Source organism: Kribbella alba (genome assembly GCF_039529635.1).
Taxonomy (GTDB): Bacteria; Actinomycetota; Actinomycetes; order Propionibacteriales; family Kribbellaceae; genus Kribbella; species Kribbella alba.
This window is the reverse complement of sequence record NZ_BAAANE010000013.1, coordinates 1-12,675: the sequence shown is the minus strand read 5'-3', so window position 1 is coordinate 12,675 and position 12,675 is coordinate 1. Positions and strand designations below refer to the sequence as shown.

The window sequence follows — 12,675 nt, the reverse complement described above, 5'->3', positions numbered from 1 at the left end:
TGGCGACGCGCGCCGTAAACCAGACGGATCGGGGTCGGATGGTTACTGTCGGGTCATGAGCGCGAAGTCGAGCATCGCCCCGGTTCGTTGGACCCCGCCCCCTGCGCCCGCCGCGCGACAGCCGCGGCAGCTCGAGGTCGAGACTGTGGCACTGCCCGGGCACGGCCCGGAGGATGTCCTGATCGACGACGACGGCAGTGTGATCACCGGTCTGCTCGACGGGCGGATCCTGCGGATCAGTGCCGATCGGAGCACCGTCACATTGCTGGCCGATACCGGTGGCCGGCCGCTCGGGCTCGAGTGGTTGCCGGACGGCAAGATGCTGATCTGCGACGCCAACCGCGGGCTGCTCACCCTCGACAAGGACAACCGGATCGCGACGCTACTGGACGCGATCGACGGCCGGCCGATGAGGTTCTGCAACAACGCGGACGTGATGCCCGACGGCACGATCTACTTCACCGACTCGTCGACCCGGTTCGGCGTCGCGGAGTGGATGGCCGATCTGCTCGAACACTCGAGCACCGGCAGCCTCTACAGGTTGACGCCGGACGGCCGGCTGACCCGCCTCGCGGCCGGCCGGCCGTTCCCGAACGGAGTCGCGCTCAGCGGCGACAGATTCACCTTGTTCTTCGTGGAGACGGCGAGCTACGGCCTCTTCAAGCTCGACCTGACCAACGCCGAGGCCGAGCCCGAACTGGTGGCGATGATCCCGGGCCTGCCCGACAACATCGCGCGAGGTTCGGACGGCCTCATCTGGGTGGCGATCGGCTCGCCCCGCAACACCTCGCTGGACTTCCTGCTGCCGAAACACCCTGTACTACGCAAGGCGGTCTGGGCGCTACCCGACGCGGTGAAGCCGAAGGCCGCCGACATCATCGAGATCCAGGCGTACGACGACGACGGCAACCTGGTGCACGATCTGCGGGGTAAGCACCCGGACTTCCGGATGCCCACCGGCGTACGGGAGCGCGACGGCAAGGTCTGGTTGGGCAGCATCGGCACCGCCCACCTCGCCACCTTCCCCACACCACAGCGCTAACCGCGCCAAAACCCCCGCTTGCGTCCGAAGTACTGAAGGGCAGGACCCCCAGTCCTTCGGACGCAAGCGGTGGGTCAGCCGAGTTGCCAGGAACGCTTGGACAGGCCGTACCAGAAGCCGTCGACCACGGTGTCGGCCTTGCCGAGGGAATCCTCGGCCGCCCCGAGCGACACGAACAGCGGCGCGAAGTGCTCGGTCCGGGGGTGGGCGATCCCGGCCGCCGGGCCCTTGTGCAGGAAGTCGATCAGCGAGTCGATGTCCTGCGCGGCGAGGGCCCGCTTGGCCCAGTCGTCGAACTCGCGAGACCAGGTCGGCGGCGTCGCGTCGGCCGGCCCGCCCAGGTTCACCGCGCTCAGGTTGTGCGTGGTGAAGCCGCTGCCGACGATCAGCACGCCCTGGTCGCGCAGCGGAGCCAGCTTGCGGCCGATCTTGAACAGCTCAGTCGGGTCGAGGGTCGGCATCGACACCTGCAGTACGGGGATGTCCGCGTCCGGGTACATCTCCTTCAGCGGCACATATGCACCGTGATCCAAGCCGCGCGTGGGGTCGTCGTACACGGGAGTGCCGGGGGACTGCAGCAGCTTGCGGACCTGCGCAGCAAGCTCAGGCGCGCCGGGTGCGGCGTACTGGACCTGGTAGTAGCGCTCGGGGAAGCCCCAGAAGTCGTACAGCAGCGGCACAGTCTCGGTCGCGGCAAGGGTGAGCGGCGCGGCCTCCCAGTGGGCCGACACGATCAGGATCGCGGTCGGCTTCTTGATCCCGGCGGACACGTCCGCCAGTTCGGCCCGCCAGGTCGGGTCGTCGGCCAGCGGGGGCGCGCCATGGCTCAGGTACAGCACCGGCGTCCGGCTGATCTCCAGGGTCTCGCTCACTTCACTCCACCTCTCCAAGTCTTACACCTCCCAACATAGTTGAACCCTCAATTGATTCCCAGGGCACAGCACGCCGCGTCCGGAGAATATTCCTGTACTCCGGACGCGGCGCGGCGATCAGTCAGGGTTTCGGGGGCGGCACCTCGCCGCGCGGCTGCGGCGACCCGGGAGTCTCGGGGTTGTCGGGAGAGGAGTCGTTCCCGCTCCCCGTCACGACGAGCGCGAAGTCGTCGCCGTGCGCAGACACCCCTTCGATCACCGCCGCCTCGACCGCCTCACTGGCGATCTCCTTGCGCAGCATCAGCGGATCGGTGCGGAGATCCTTCACCAGGGCGACGGCGAGCCCGACCATCACCAGCGCGAACGGCAGCGCCGCCACGATGGTCAGGTTCTGCAGGCCTTGCAGCGCCCTGGAGCCACCTCCGCCGACGAGCAGCATCACCGCCGCGACGGCCCCGGTGAGCACACCCCAGAACACGACCAGCGACTTCCGCGGCTCGATCGCCCCGCGTTCCGACAGCGTGCCCATCACGATCGAGGCCGCGTCCGCACCCGACACGAAGAAGATGGCGACCAGCACCACGACCAGCACGGTGGTCACCGAAGCCAGCGGGAAGTGGTGCAGCAGGCCGAAAAGTTGACCCTCAGTGGTGGACTGGCCGGCGATGTCCAGGCCGTTGCGCTGGGTGTCGATCGCGGCGCCGCCGAAGATGCAGAACCACACCAGGCTGACGAGTGACGGCACCAGCAGCACGCCGGTGACGAACTGCCGGATGGTGCGACCCCGGCTGATCCGCGCGATGAACATACCGACGAACGGCGTCCAGGAGATCCACCACGCCCAGTAGAAGACGGTCCAGCCGGACAGCCATTTCGCCATCGCGTCACCGCCACTGGCCTCGGTCCGGGCGGCCATGTCGGCGAGATCGCGGAAGTAGACCCCGATCGCGGTCGGCACCAGGTCGAGGATCAGCACGGTCGGCCCGACGACGAACACGAAGGCAGCCAGCACAACCGCCAGCACCATGTTGATGTTGGACAGCCATTGGATGCCCTTGGCGACACCCGACACCGCCGAGGCGACGAACGCCGCGGTGAGGATGGCGATCACGCCGACCAGCACCGCGTTCCCGGTCTGGTCGAGCCAGCCCAGGATCCGCACGCCGGAGCCGATCTGCAGCGTGCCCAGTCCCAGCGAAGCGGCCGATCCGAACAGCGTCGCGAAGATCGCCAGGCTGTCGATCAGTTTTCCGATCGGCCCTTCGGTACGCCGGCCCAACAGCGGGGCGAACGCGGAACTGATCAGCTGGGAGCGGCCCCGCCTGAAGGTGCCGTAGGCAATCGCTATGCCCACCACCGCATAGATCGCCCACGGGTGCAGGGTCCAGTGGAACAACGTCGTCGCCATCGCCGTCTGCAGTGCCTCGGAGGTTCCGGGCTGAGCGGTCCCGGGCGGCGGACTCGTGAAGTGGGACAGCGGTTCGCTGACGCCGTAGAACATCAGCCCGATCCCCATCCCCGCGCTGAACATCATCGCGATCCAGGAGACGGTCTTGAACTCGGGCTCCTCATCGTCCGCCCCGAGCGGGATCCGGCCGTACCGCCCGGCTGCGAGCCAGATGACGTACACGACGAAGCCGGATGCGAGCAGGACGAACAACCAGCCGGTGTTGTGCTCGACCCAGCCCAGGGCCGAGGTGGACGCCGTACCGAGGCCAGTGGCATCCGCAAACCCCCAGGCCACGAAGGCCAGGGCGATCACCGCGGTGACACCGAACACGACCCGGTCGAGTCCCGAATCGCGACTTCGACTGCCCGGCGGTGGTGGAGACGCCAGCGCGGGATGCTCCTGGCCATCGGGTGCTCGGTCAGTGGTTGTCGGCTGGCTGTCGAGATCGGTCGCCACAGTGTGAATCACGCCTTGCTTCGGCGCGCCTCCGTTTCCGGTTGCCAGGGGGAACTGCCCCACGACCGTGCCGAAGATCGTGGCAGAAAGCAACTATCGTGGTTTCGGACACACCCTGGTTCCCCGCTACTGTGCGGACATGCGTTTCGGAATCACGATCCTGCCCGAGTACCGCTGGTCGGACGCGGCCTCGAAGTGGCGGCGGGCCGAGGAGCTCGGCTTCGACCATGCCTGGACCTACGACCACCTGACCTGGGGTGGGCTCCAGGACGCGCCCTGGTACGGCACCACCCCGACGCTGACCGCCGCCGCGCTGGTCACCTCGACGATCAAGCTGGGCACCTTCGTGACCTCGCCGAACTTCCGCCACCCGCTGACGCTGACCCGCGAGGTGCTGGCGCTCGACGACATCTCCGACGGACGGTTCCTCTGCGGCATCGGCTCGGGCGGTGGTATCGACACGACCATCCTCGGCGGTGACGACCTGAGCCCGCGGCAGAAGGTCGACCGGCTGGCGGAGTTCGTGGAACTGCTGGACAGGCTGCTCACCACCGACAAGGTCGACTTCAAGGGCGAGTACTTCGAGACGCGGAACGCCCGGACGCTCCCGGGGTGCGTCCAGCAGCCACGGGTCCCCTTCGTGATGGCGGCGAACGGCCCGCGCTCACTCCGCCTGGCCACCCGGTACGGCGCCGGCTGGGTGACCACCGGCAGGAAGTCCGACGATCTCGCCGGCTGGTTCGCCTCGGTGGTGGACCTCAGCCACCGGCTGGACGACTTACTCGAAGGGAAGCCGTTCGACCGGTACCTGTCGCTGGACTCGCAGCGGTATTCGCTCAGCAGCGCGGCTGCGTTCGAGGACGCGGTCGGGCGGGCCGCCGAGCTCGGGTTCACCGACGTGATCACCCACTGGCCGCGGACCGAGGGGGTCTACGCCGGCAGCGAAGCTGTGCTCGAGGAGGTCGCGGCCGACGTCATCCCTCGTCTACGCGGCTAGCTCGGCGGACCCACAGGGGGATCGCGTACCAGAAGACGATGAACCAGGCGAGCAGGAACGCGACGACGATGAAGGCCGCGGTCCGGGACAGCACGACGTCGATCGCGATCAGGATGCCGCCACTCATCGCCAGGATCAGGAAGAACAACCCGCCCGCGGTCATCCGGCCGGCGATCGGGATCATCCGGTCGCGCATCTTCTTCCGGAACAGGATCCGGTGGAACGAGACCGGTGCCAGGAACAGCGCGGCCGCGAAGGCGGAGGCGATCATCGTGCCGGCATAGACGTCGTGGGTGAAGTCGTCGGCATCCTGGAAACGGTTCGTGAAGGCGATGCTCAGCAGGAACGCGAACAGGACCTGGGTTCCGGTCTGCGCCAGCCGCAGTTCCTGCAGCAACTCGTTCCACTGCCGGTCCAGTCGCTCGCCGGGGCTCTCGTCGTCCCGGGTGTAGCGGGCCCGCGCGTCGTCCGTCGTCATCGGTCTCCTTGCCTCGCCTGGAATGTACCCGTCCGGAAACGCTGAGAGGGGCCGCACACCGGTCGGTGTGCGGCCCCTCTGTTTTCAGTTCTTAGAAGGACTGATCCAAAGATCAGATCGGGCGGATGTTCTCCGCCTGCAGGCCCTTCTGGCCCTGGGTGATCTCGAACTCGACGCGCTGGTTCTCGTCCAGCGAGCGGAAGCCCGAGGTCTGGATGGCCGAGTAGTGCGCGAACACGTCCGCGCCACCGTCATCCGGGGTGATGAAGCCGAAGCCCTTGTCAGCGTTGAACCACTTGACAGTACCGACAGCCATTTGTGTCTATCTCCTTGATGGCTTGTAACAAGACGCGACCCACACCTCATGAGCCGCGTGTCGCCGAAAGGCCCCAGACGACAAAACCGGCCATGCAGCACAGCGAAAGTCAGTGGGAGTCCAAAACTGCAACGCGACAACTGTAGCCGATCTCGGGGCTGATGTGGGGGGTGACCGGGAACACGTGTCGCATAAAGTTGCCGCCCGCCACGCTCGGTGTCCACGCCGTAGCGCCGCCGACAGCTGCCGGCCGGGCGGGCCCGGCCAGGCCGCAAGACAACGAAACCCCTGCCGACCTGCGGTTTCTCCGGGATCCCTGCTGGAACCCCCGTTCCAGCAGTGAATCCGGCACGAGACAAGGTGGGACAAGGCGCCCTGTACGCCCGGTAATGGTCAGGTTGTCGCCCTGACTTCTCTCGGCGTGTCGCGCCGGCCTGGACATCCGCCGCACGGCGCGAAAAGGTGAGCGTACGACGCCGACTGGAGGCCAGGTTGATCCTCAAAGTGGTACGCAGCGGCGGATTCGCCGGCCTGGTGGCCCAGGGCGAACTGGACACCTCGGCCGAGCCGGACAGCGAACGAATCGAGCAGGCTGCTCGCAAGCTCGACCCGTCCCAGCTCGGTTCCGGCCGTCCACAGCCCGATCGGTACGTCTACAGGCTCGAGCTCCGGGATGCCCCGGAGGCCGAGCCCACCCAGTTGACGGTCGCTGAGCAGGATCTGGATGAGGACACGGCCTGGCTCCTCGACCGCGTCCTGCAGCACTGACTGGGAGCCCAGCGGTTCGCCGGGCTCCCTGGCAGCCGTCAGTGCCAGTCGATCTCGGGAGCGCGGAAGAAGTTCACGCTGAGAACGTCCCAGCGGGAGCCCTGAGCTCCGAGCCGGTCCTTGTAGGCCGTCCAGTCGAGGGCGGAGGCCTGGGACCAGCCGAGCTCGGCCACGCCCGGCAGCCGCGGGAACGCCATGAACTCGAGCTTGTCGAGGTCGTCCAGCGTCTCGGTCCAGATCGGTGCCTCCACACCGGCGACAGCGCTCTCCGGGAGATTCGGGATCAGGGTCGACGGGTTCCAGTCGTACGACTTCTGCACGTTGACCAGCCCGGCCCAGCTGAGCCCGTACGGCGTGTTCGCGTCGTACTTCATGTCCAGATACGCCCGGTTGGCAGGAGACAGGACAACCTTGGCGCCCTGCGCAGCTGCCTTGCGGGCCAACTCCTGCGAACGCGCGTCGTCGGTACCCCAGTACTGCGCGATGCTGCCGGCCGGCAGGGGTGTCTCGGCGATCTCCTGCCAGCCCATGACGCGCTTGTGCTGCTTGGTGACGAGTGCAGCTGCCTTCGGGACGAAGGCCAGGTAGTCCGAGTGCGGCGTGGAGTGCGCCTCGTCGCCGCCCAGATGCAGGACGTCACCAGGCGACTGCTGGGCGACCTCGCGGAACACGTCGTCCAGGAAGTCGTACGTGACCTGCTTGCCGACGCAGAGCGAGCTGAACCCGACATTGGTGCCCGTGTAGAGCGGCGGAGCCACCCCGTCGCAGTTGAGGTCGGCGTAGGAGGCCAGCGCGGCGTTGGTGTGGCCCGGGGTGTCGATCTCGGGAACCACCGTCAGGTAGCGATCTCCGGCGTACCGGACGATCTCTGCGAACTGCGCCTTGGTGTACGAGCCGCCGGGCGTGCCGTTGACCTCCAGGCTTCCGCCGTACGTCGTGAGCCGGGGCCAGCTGTCCACCTGGATCCGCCAGCCCTGGTCATCGGCGAGATGGAGGTGCAGCTTGTTGAGCTTGTAGAGCGAGGCCAGGTCGATATAGCGCTTCACCTCGTCCACAGAGAAGAAGTGCCGCGACACGTCGAGCATGGCGCCCCGATAACCGAATCGCGGGGAGTCCGCGATCGCAGTACCGACAATGGTCCACGGACCGGCCTGCCGCGTGGTGGCGTCGGCCTTGGCGGGCAGCAGTTGGCGCAGTGTGGTCACCCCGCGGAACAGGCCTTCCGGGGTGGCCGCGGTGATGCTGACGCCCGAGCGGTCGGCGCGCAGCTGGTAGCCCTCCGCGCCAAGCGATGCCGGGCCGTTCGTGGAGAGCCTGATGTCAGCGAACCCAGGCCGGACCGGTACTACGGGCAACGGATAGCCAGTGGACCGGCGTAGTTGCGCGGTGAGCTGATCGGCGACCTTCATCGCGGCCCGGAGCTCCTTGGCGTTCGAATCGACGCCGACGACGCTCGACCGCTGCAGTGTGAAGGTCTGGTTCGGCAGTGCGTGCTGTGAGACGGGCTGGGGGATCAGCGCGGCGGGCATGGCTGCCTCCGGTTGCGCGGCGGCGGAACTGGTGATGGCGATGAGGGGAGTCGCGAGCAAGGCGGCCGTGATGAGACCTGCGAGCGAGACCCGACGACTGGGGCGGACTAGTCGGTTCATGACCGGAAGTGTTCGTCTGCTCACTCCCCGAGTCAAGATCTTTCAGCCAACTCCCTGCATTACTCAGTCGTACTTGCGTGCCATGGCCAGAGCGGGGGCAACGTACGCCGAGCCGAACATCACCACATGGGTCAGGAGCGGGTGCAGCCGGTGCAGGCCGACCCGCTCGCGCCAACCGTCTGCCAGCGGATGTGCCTCGTTGTAGGCCCGCAGTACTCGTTCTAGCTGCGGCATGCCGAACAGGCCGAGCATCGCCAGGTCTGTCTCGCGGTGGCCGCCGTGCGCCGCGGGGTCGATCAAGTGGACGCCATCCGCACACCAGAAGACATTGCCGGACCACAAGTCACCGTGGATCCGGCACGGCTGCTCCGACGGATCGTCGTACCCACCGGCAACCAGCTTGCTGCACAGCCGCTCGAACGCCTCCAGTTGATGCCCGTCGATCGTGCCATTGTCGTACGCCGTGCGCAGGTACGGCTGGAGCCTGAAGCTTGCGTAGAACTCGCCCCACGAGTCCACCGGCTCCACCGGCTGCGGCGCATGCGGCAGCTCGATGGTGCCGATGTAACCGTTGGTCTGCCACCCATCGGGCGGTACGCCGAAGTAGCGCGCGCCGGCGTTGTGCATCGCGGCGAGGCGGTGACCGAATTCGTCGGCTGCGGAGCCTGTCGGCGGTACGGGGTCGAGCCGCGGCGTGGCTAGCCGGCCGGGGGAGACCTCGAGCGGTTCGACGATGGGCACGCCGCCCGGAACGGCAAGCCACCGCAAACCCGCCGCTTCCACCTCGAAGAATCCGGGCGGCGCGTCGTGTCGCTGCTTCACGAAGGTGTCGGGCCCGGCGGTCATGGCGGCACTCTGCCATGACCGCAGCTGCGGAAAGGAGCGAGAGACTACTGAGTGAGGCAACGAGGCGGGTGAGGCTCGACCAGTTCAGTGGCGGGCAGGACGACTCCAAGTGGTGGCAACGCCGCCTCGCCGGCGGCGGCAGGAGATCCGATCGCAGGCAGAGCAGCCTCTATCGCAGACCGAGCAGGCGCGATCAGGGGCTGGCCGACCTCGTCTGCGGGCAGGGCGCGACCGCGAACCAGGCGGGGTTCGGCGAGCATGACCGCGAACCCGACGGCTGTCAGCAGACCGCCGGCCAGTGCCACGCTGCGCACGCCGGTGTTGTCGATCAGGAGTCCGCCGATCAGTGCGCCCCCTGCGATACCGATGTTGAACGCGGAGCCGCTGCCTGCCAGCGCGATGTCGGTGCTGCCTGGCGCTACCTCGAGGGTCCTGTTCTGCCCCGCCACGGCGAAGGCGCTGAAGGCCAGGCCGGTCACCGTCAGCAGGGCGATCGCCATGGGCCGGAACTGGCCCAAGGCGAAGAGGCTGAGCAGCGCGCAGGCGGCAAGACCGAGCGGCCAGACGACCGCCGCCCAGGGGTGGCGGTCGAGGAGCGTGCCGATCACCAGAGTTCCGGTCAGACCACCCAGCCCAGTGGCGAGTAGGACCGGTCCGAGCGCGGCGGGCGAGAAGCCGCCGACATCGAGAAGGAACGGCGCGACGTAGGTGTTGACCACCAGCAGTCCGGTGACGGCGATCGCGGTGGCGATCATCAGCAGGAGGTACCTGCGTTTGTCCGGCGCAGAACCGCGGGCCGAACTGCTGTCCGCCGGCGCGATCGTGGGTAGAAGCACCGCGATGCCGGCCGAGGCCACGAAACCCATGGCGCCCATCACGACGAAGGGTGTCCGCCAGCCGGCCTGCTGGCCGAGCCAGGTGCCCAACGGGATGCCCAGCACGGGAGCGAGCGCAGTACCGACGGCGAGGCGAGCAACGACGCGACCGCGGACCTCCGGCCGGAACAGTCCGACGGCAGCGGGCGCGACCACCGACCAGAACAGCGCTTGGGTCAGCGCGATGACAAGGCGCGCGCCGAACAGGACCGGGTAGGTCGGGGCCAGTGCGGACAGCAAGGTGGCCGTACCGAAGACGCCGAGCGTGCCGGTCAGCACGAGCCTGCGCGGCAGTCTCTGGGTGAGGCGCGCGAGCGGGATGGAGGCGAGGACCACGACGACCGCGTAGCCGGTGACCAGCTGCCCGACCTGCGATCGGGACTGGTCGAGGTCGTCCGCCATCACTGTGAGCAGCCCCATCGGCAGCACTTCGGTGGTCACGAAGCTGAAGGTCGCGACGGCCAGAATCGTCAATGCGGCGGCCGCCCGGCGGGGGGACAAAGCCGGAGCGTTGACTGGGACAGCCATGGGGTACTCCTAACGGGTCTGAGGGGCTCGGTTACTGTCTGCTGCCGCTCCGCGACAACAGACTGCTCGACAAGGCGTGTCGAAAGATGCGGACTGTCGGTCCGACCTGTCATCGTTGGCGGTCGGCCGGGCCTGCCAAGCAGAGTGGGCGCGGCCTAGGGATCATCCTGACAAAGAAGCTGGAGGACAGATGACGCAGGTGGCAGAGCAGCCGGGCAGCACCGCCGGGCGGCTCGGCTCGGTGGTGCTGGACTGCCCGGACCCACTCGAGCTTGCCCGGTTCTACTCGACGCTGTTCGGTCTGGAGGTCGACGAGCACGGTGACGATGACTGGCGGAGCCTGACCGGCCCCGGGTCGACGCTCGGCTTCCGGCGCTCTGAGGACTACAGCCCGGCCACCTGGCCCGGGGCGGCAGCGCAGCAGCTTCACCTCGACCTCATCGTGGACGACCTGGCCAGCGGGCACGCGACGGTGGTGGCCCTCGGCGCCGAACCGCTCGACCCGGTCGACGCCCCACCCGCCGAGAACGCACGCGGCTGGCGCGTGTACGCCGACCCCGCCGGCCACCCGTTCCGTATCTGCCTCGAAGAGGCAGTCTGAGCCGGCTAGGTCCATCTGGCGCTGTCCGCGAACGGGAAGTCGCGGCCTTCGACGTACCGCGGGCGCGGCTGGTAGCTGTTCGTGCCGGGGGAGCCCTGGAGGTGGAAGGCGCTCGGGTAGGGCACCTCGGGATCGGTGATGCGGGTCGAGGTCGGGATGTAGCGGATCGTCAACCCGCAGCGGCGGTTGGGTGAGGTGTTCGCAGTACTGCCGTGCACGATGTTCGGGTGGTGCACCTCGACGTCGCCGGGCGCCAGCACCATGTCGACCGCCTGCGACTCATCCACCTCGACCGCGATCTCCTTGCCGAGAACGCTCTCCACGTCCAGGTTGTCGCGCAGCTCTGCCGTCGGCCCGAGGTGGCTGCCGGGAACCACCCGGACGCAACCGTTCTGCGGGGTGGAGTGGTCGACCGCGAGCCACAGGGTGACCACATTCATCGGGTCGAGTGGCCAGAACGCGGCGTCCTGGTGCCAGAGCACGGGCTGGCCGGAGTACGGCGGCTTGGAGATGTAGTGGGAGGCGAACAACGCGAGGTCCGGCCCGACGAACAGTGACGCGATCTCGAGCAAGCTCGGGTCGCTCACAAGACGCAGCCAGAAGGGGTCGTTCCGCACGAAAACGTGACCGAGTTGCTCGGGCCGGACCTCCGGGTGGCACGCCTGCAGCCATTCGACGTGGCCGTTCACCTCGTTGATCAGGTCCTGGTCGAGCACGTTGCGGAAAATGACGTAGCCGTCACGCTCGAAGGCCTCGACCGCGTCCGCGGAGATCTCACTCTTCGCCACTGATGTCACGTCAAACACCCCCTGGTCGTCCTACCAGAAATCGTCGTCCGTCACGCGCGGCAGCGCTAGCAACAAGCTGACGCAAACTTGTAGATTGTTGATGTGGGTCAGGTACTGCGGTTCGCGTCCGCCGCGTTCGGTCGTCCGTACCACGCGGCGCGGGTCCTGCTAGCGCCGCGGACGCCTCATTCCGAGCTGCACACCCACGCGGACTTCCACGAGTTCATGGGCGTGACCAGCGGCCGTGGCGAACACCTGCTGGAGACCGGCACGATCCCGCTGGAGACGGGCGACATCGTCCTCGTCCGCCCCCGCGACCGGCACGCGTTCCGGGGCTGCGCGCCGGACGGGTTGGAGTTCATCAACGTGGCTTTCCCGAGTTCGGCCTGGCAGGGATTCCTGAACCTGACCAGGACGAACCCGACCGGCAGCTGGGACGCGGCCCGGCAACCGATCACGTTCCGGCCGGCTGACCCGCAGACGGTGATGGCAACGTTCGAGAGCGCGCTGGAGCGGTTCTCCGACGATCCCGGCACCTTCGACCTGATGCGCTTCTGGATCGAGCTGCTGCCCCAGGTGTCGCCCGAGGAACTTCCGGCGACAGCGTCCGGCAAGAAGGCGCCGGCTTGGCTGGTGGAGGCCTGCGCGGCGATGCGCGACCAGGAGAACCTGCGTGGGGGAGTGCCGCGATTGCTCGAGCTGGCCGGTGTCAGTCCTGCGCACCTGTCTCGTTCCTTGCGCGCCGCGTACGGGATGACGCCGACGAACCTGATCGCCGACCTCCGGCTGGAGCACGCCGCAGCGTTGCTGGCGGCGACTTCCGACCCGATCGCCGAGATCGCCACCCGCTGCGGCTTCGCCAGCCAGTCCTACTTCACCCGCTGCTTCACCGCCGCCCACTCCCTGTCACCCCGAGCCTTCCGCCACCACGCCCAGCGCGCCTTCGTCCCCTGACCCGGGGGAGCTGTCGGGGGTCCGGACACCAACCCGGGACCTCGGGCACCAACCC

At 67.9% G+C, this 12,675-nt stretch carries 13 protein-coding genes; 5 read left to right on the top strand and 8 right to left on the bottom strand.

The window, feature by feature from the left end:
• Positions 1 to 55 precede the first annotated feature (55 nt).
• Positions 56 to 1,042 (top strand): SMP-30/gluconolactonase/LRE family protein, encoded by a 987-nt coding sequence (locus ABD210_RS29900; protein ID WP_344116049.1) that lies wholly within the window; start codon positions 56 to 58, stop codon positions 1,040 to 1,042.
• Positions 1,043 to 1,116: 74 nt separating this feature from the next.
• Here the strand turns inward: ABD210_RS29900 and ABD210_RS29895 are convergent, their stop codons facing one another.
• Together ABD210_RS29895 and ABD210_RS29890 are read right to left on the bottom strand one after the other, a co-directional pair.
• Positions 1,117 to 1,914 (bottom strand): dioxygenase family protein, encoded by a 798-nt coding sequence (locus ABD210_RS29895; protein ID WP_344116048.1) that lies wholly within the window; start codon positions 1,912 to 1,914, stop codon positions 1,117 to 1,119.
• A 121-nt stretch (positions 1,915 to 2,035) separates the two neighbouring features.
• On the bottom strand, positions 2,036 to 3,820 hold the full coding sequence (locus ABD210_RS29890) for a BCCT family transporter (RefSeq protein WP_344116047.1): 1,785 nt from the start codon (positions 3,818 to 3,820) through the stop codon (positions 2,036 to 2,038).
• A gap of 139 nt (positions 3,821 to 3,959) precedes the next feature.
• On the opposite strand from ABD210_RS29890, the gene ABD210_RS29885 reads away from it, so the two are divergent.
• The gene (locus ABD210_RS29885; RefSeq protein WP_344116045.1) at positions 3,960 to 4,817 is read left to right on the top strand and encodes an LLM class flavin-dependent oxidoreductase; all 858 of its coding nucleotides are present in this window, start codon (positions 3,960 to 3,962) and stop codon (positions 4,815 to 4,817) included.
• On the opposite strand, the gene ABD210_RS29880 is transcribed toward ABD210_RS29885, so the two are convergent.
• Positions 4,795 to 5,295 carry a DUF6328 family protein gene (locus ABD210_RS29880; RefSeq protein WP_344116044.1) on the bottom strand — a complete coding sequence of 167 codons (501 nt, stop codon included), beginning with the start codon at positions 5,293 to 5,295 and terminating at the stop codon, positions 4,795 to 4,797. The two genes, ABD210_RS29885 and ABD210_RS29880, sit on opposite strands and share 23 nt — an antisense overlap.
• Before the next feature lie 112 nt (positions 5,296 to 5,407).
• The gene (locus tag ABD210_RS29875; protein WP_012921273.1) at positions 5,408 to 5,611 is read right to left on the bottom strand and encodes a cold-shock protein; all 204 of its coding nucleotides are present in this window, start codon (positions 5,609 to 5,611) and stop codon (positions 5,408 to 5,410) included.
• A 462-nt stretch (positions 5,612 to 6,073) separates the two neighbouring features.
• Between ABD210_RS29875 and ABD210_RS29870 the strand changes: the two genes are divergently transcribed.
• Positions 6,074 to 6,379, top strand: coding sequence for a protealysin inhibitor emfourin (locus tag ABD210_RS29870; protein ID WP_344116042.1), 306 nt, complete (start codon positions 6,074 to 6,076; stop codon positions 6,377 to 6,379).
• A gap of 38 nt (positions 6,380 to 6,417) precedes the next feature.
• Here ABD210_RS29870 and ABD210_RS29865 read toward each other — a convergent pair whose 3' ends face one another.
• The 3 genes from ABD210_RS29865 to ABD210_RS29855 all read right to left on the bottom strand — a co-directional run bounded on the left by ABD210_RS29865 (position 6,418) and on the right by ABD210_RS29855 (position 10,277).
• Positions 6,418 to 8,028, bottom strand: coding sequence for a beta-N-acetylhexosaminidase (locus tag ABD210_RS29865; RefSeq protein ID WP_344116041.1), 1,611 nt, complete (start codon positions 8,026 to 8,028; stop codon positions 6,418 to 6,420).
• Between the two features lie 63 nt (positions 8,029 to 8,091).
• Positions 8,092 to 8,874, bottom strand: a complete 783-nt coding sequence (locus ABD210_RS29860) for a fructosamine kinase family protein (RefSeq protein WP_344116040.1) — start codon at positions 8,872 to 8,874, stop codon at positions 8,092 to 8,094.
• 44 nt (positions 8,875 to 8,918) lie between these two features.
• Positions 8,919 to 10,277: an MFS transporter gene (locus ABD210_RS29855; RefSeq protein WP_344116038.1), complete on the bottom strand. Its 1,359-nt coding sequence runs from the start codon at positions 10,275 to 10,277 to the stop codon at positions 8,919 to 8,921.
• A 190-nt stretch (positions 10,278 to 10,467) separates the two neighbouring features.
• Between ABD210_RS29855 and ABD210_RS29850 the strand changes: the two genes are divergently transcribed.
• On the top strand, positions 10,468 to 10,878 hold the full coding sequence (locus ABD210_RS29850) for a VOC family protein (RefSeq protein WP_344116036.1): 411 nt from the start codon (positions 10,468 to 10,470) through the stop codon (positions 10,876 to 10,878).
• Between the two features lie 5 nt (positions 10,879 to 10,883).
• Here the strand turns inward: ABD210_RS29850 and ABD210_RS29845 are convergent, their stop codons facing one another.
• Positions 10,884 to 11,675, bottom strand: coding sequence for a phytanoyl-CoA dioxygenase family protein (locus tag ABD210_RS29845; protein ID WP_344116034.1), 792 nt, complete (start codon positions 11,673 to 11,675; stop codon positions 10,884 to 10,886).
• 93 nt (positions 11,676 to 11,768) lie between these two features.
• Here ABD210_RS29845 and ABD210_RS29840 point away from each other — a divergent pair, with 93 nt between their 5' ends.
• Positions 11,769 to 12,620 (top strand): AraC family transcriptional regulator, encoded by an 852-nt coding sequence (locus ABD210_RS29840; protein WP_344116032.1) that lies wholly within the window; start codon positions 11,769 to 11,771, stop codon positions 12,618 to 12,620.
• The last annotated feature ends 55 nt before the right edge of the window (positions 12,621 to 12,675 follow it).

Excerpts from the sequence above, each read along its gene's own strand:
- ABD210_RS29875 (WP_012921273.1), bottom strand. The coding sequence starts at position 5,611 with ATGGCTGTCGGTACTGTCAAGTGGTTCAACGCTGACAAGGGCTTCGGC.
- ABD210_RS29865 (WP_344116041.1), bottom strand. The coding sequence starts at position 8,028 with ATGAACCGACTAGTCCGCCCCAGTCGTCGGGTCTCGCTCGCAGGTCTC.
- ABD210_RS29855 (WP_344116038.1), bottom strand. The coding sequence starts at position 10,277 with ATGGCTGTCCCAGTCAACGCTCCGGCTTTGTCCCCCCGCCGGGCGGCC.
- ABD210_RS29880 (WP_344116044.1), bottom strand. The coding sequence starts at position 5,295 with ATGACGACGGACGACGCGCGGGCCCGCTACACCCGGGACGACGAGAGC.
- ABD210_RS29850 (WP_344116036.1), top strand. The coding sequence starts at position 10,468 with ATGACGCAGGTGGCAGAGCAGCCGGGCAGCACCGCCGGGCGGCTCGGC.
- ABD210_RS29900 (WP_344116049.1), top strand. The coding sequence starts at position 56 with ATGAGCGCGAAGTCGAGCATCGCCCCGGTTCGTTGGACCCCGCCCCCT.
- ABD210_RS29860 (WP_344116040.1), bottom strand. The coding sequence starts at position 8,874 with ATGACCGCCGGGCCCGACACCTTCGTGAAGCAGCGACACGACGCGCCG.
- ABD210_RS29885 (WP_344116045.1), top strand. The coding sequence starts at position 3,960 with ATGCGTTTCGGAATCACGATCCTGCCCGAGTACCGCTGGTCGGACGCG.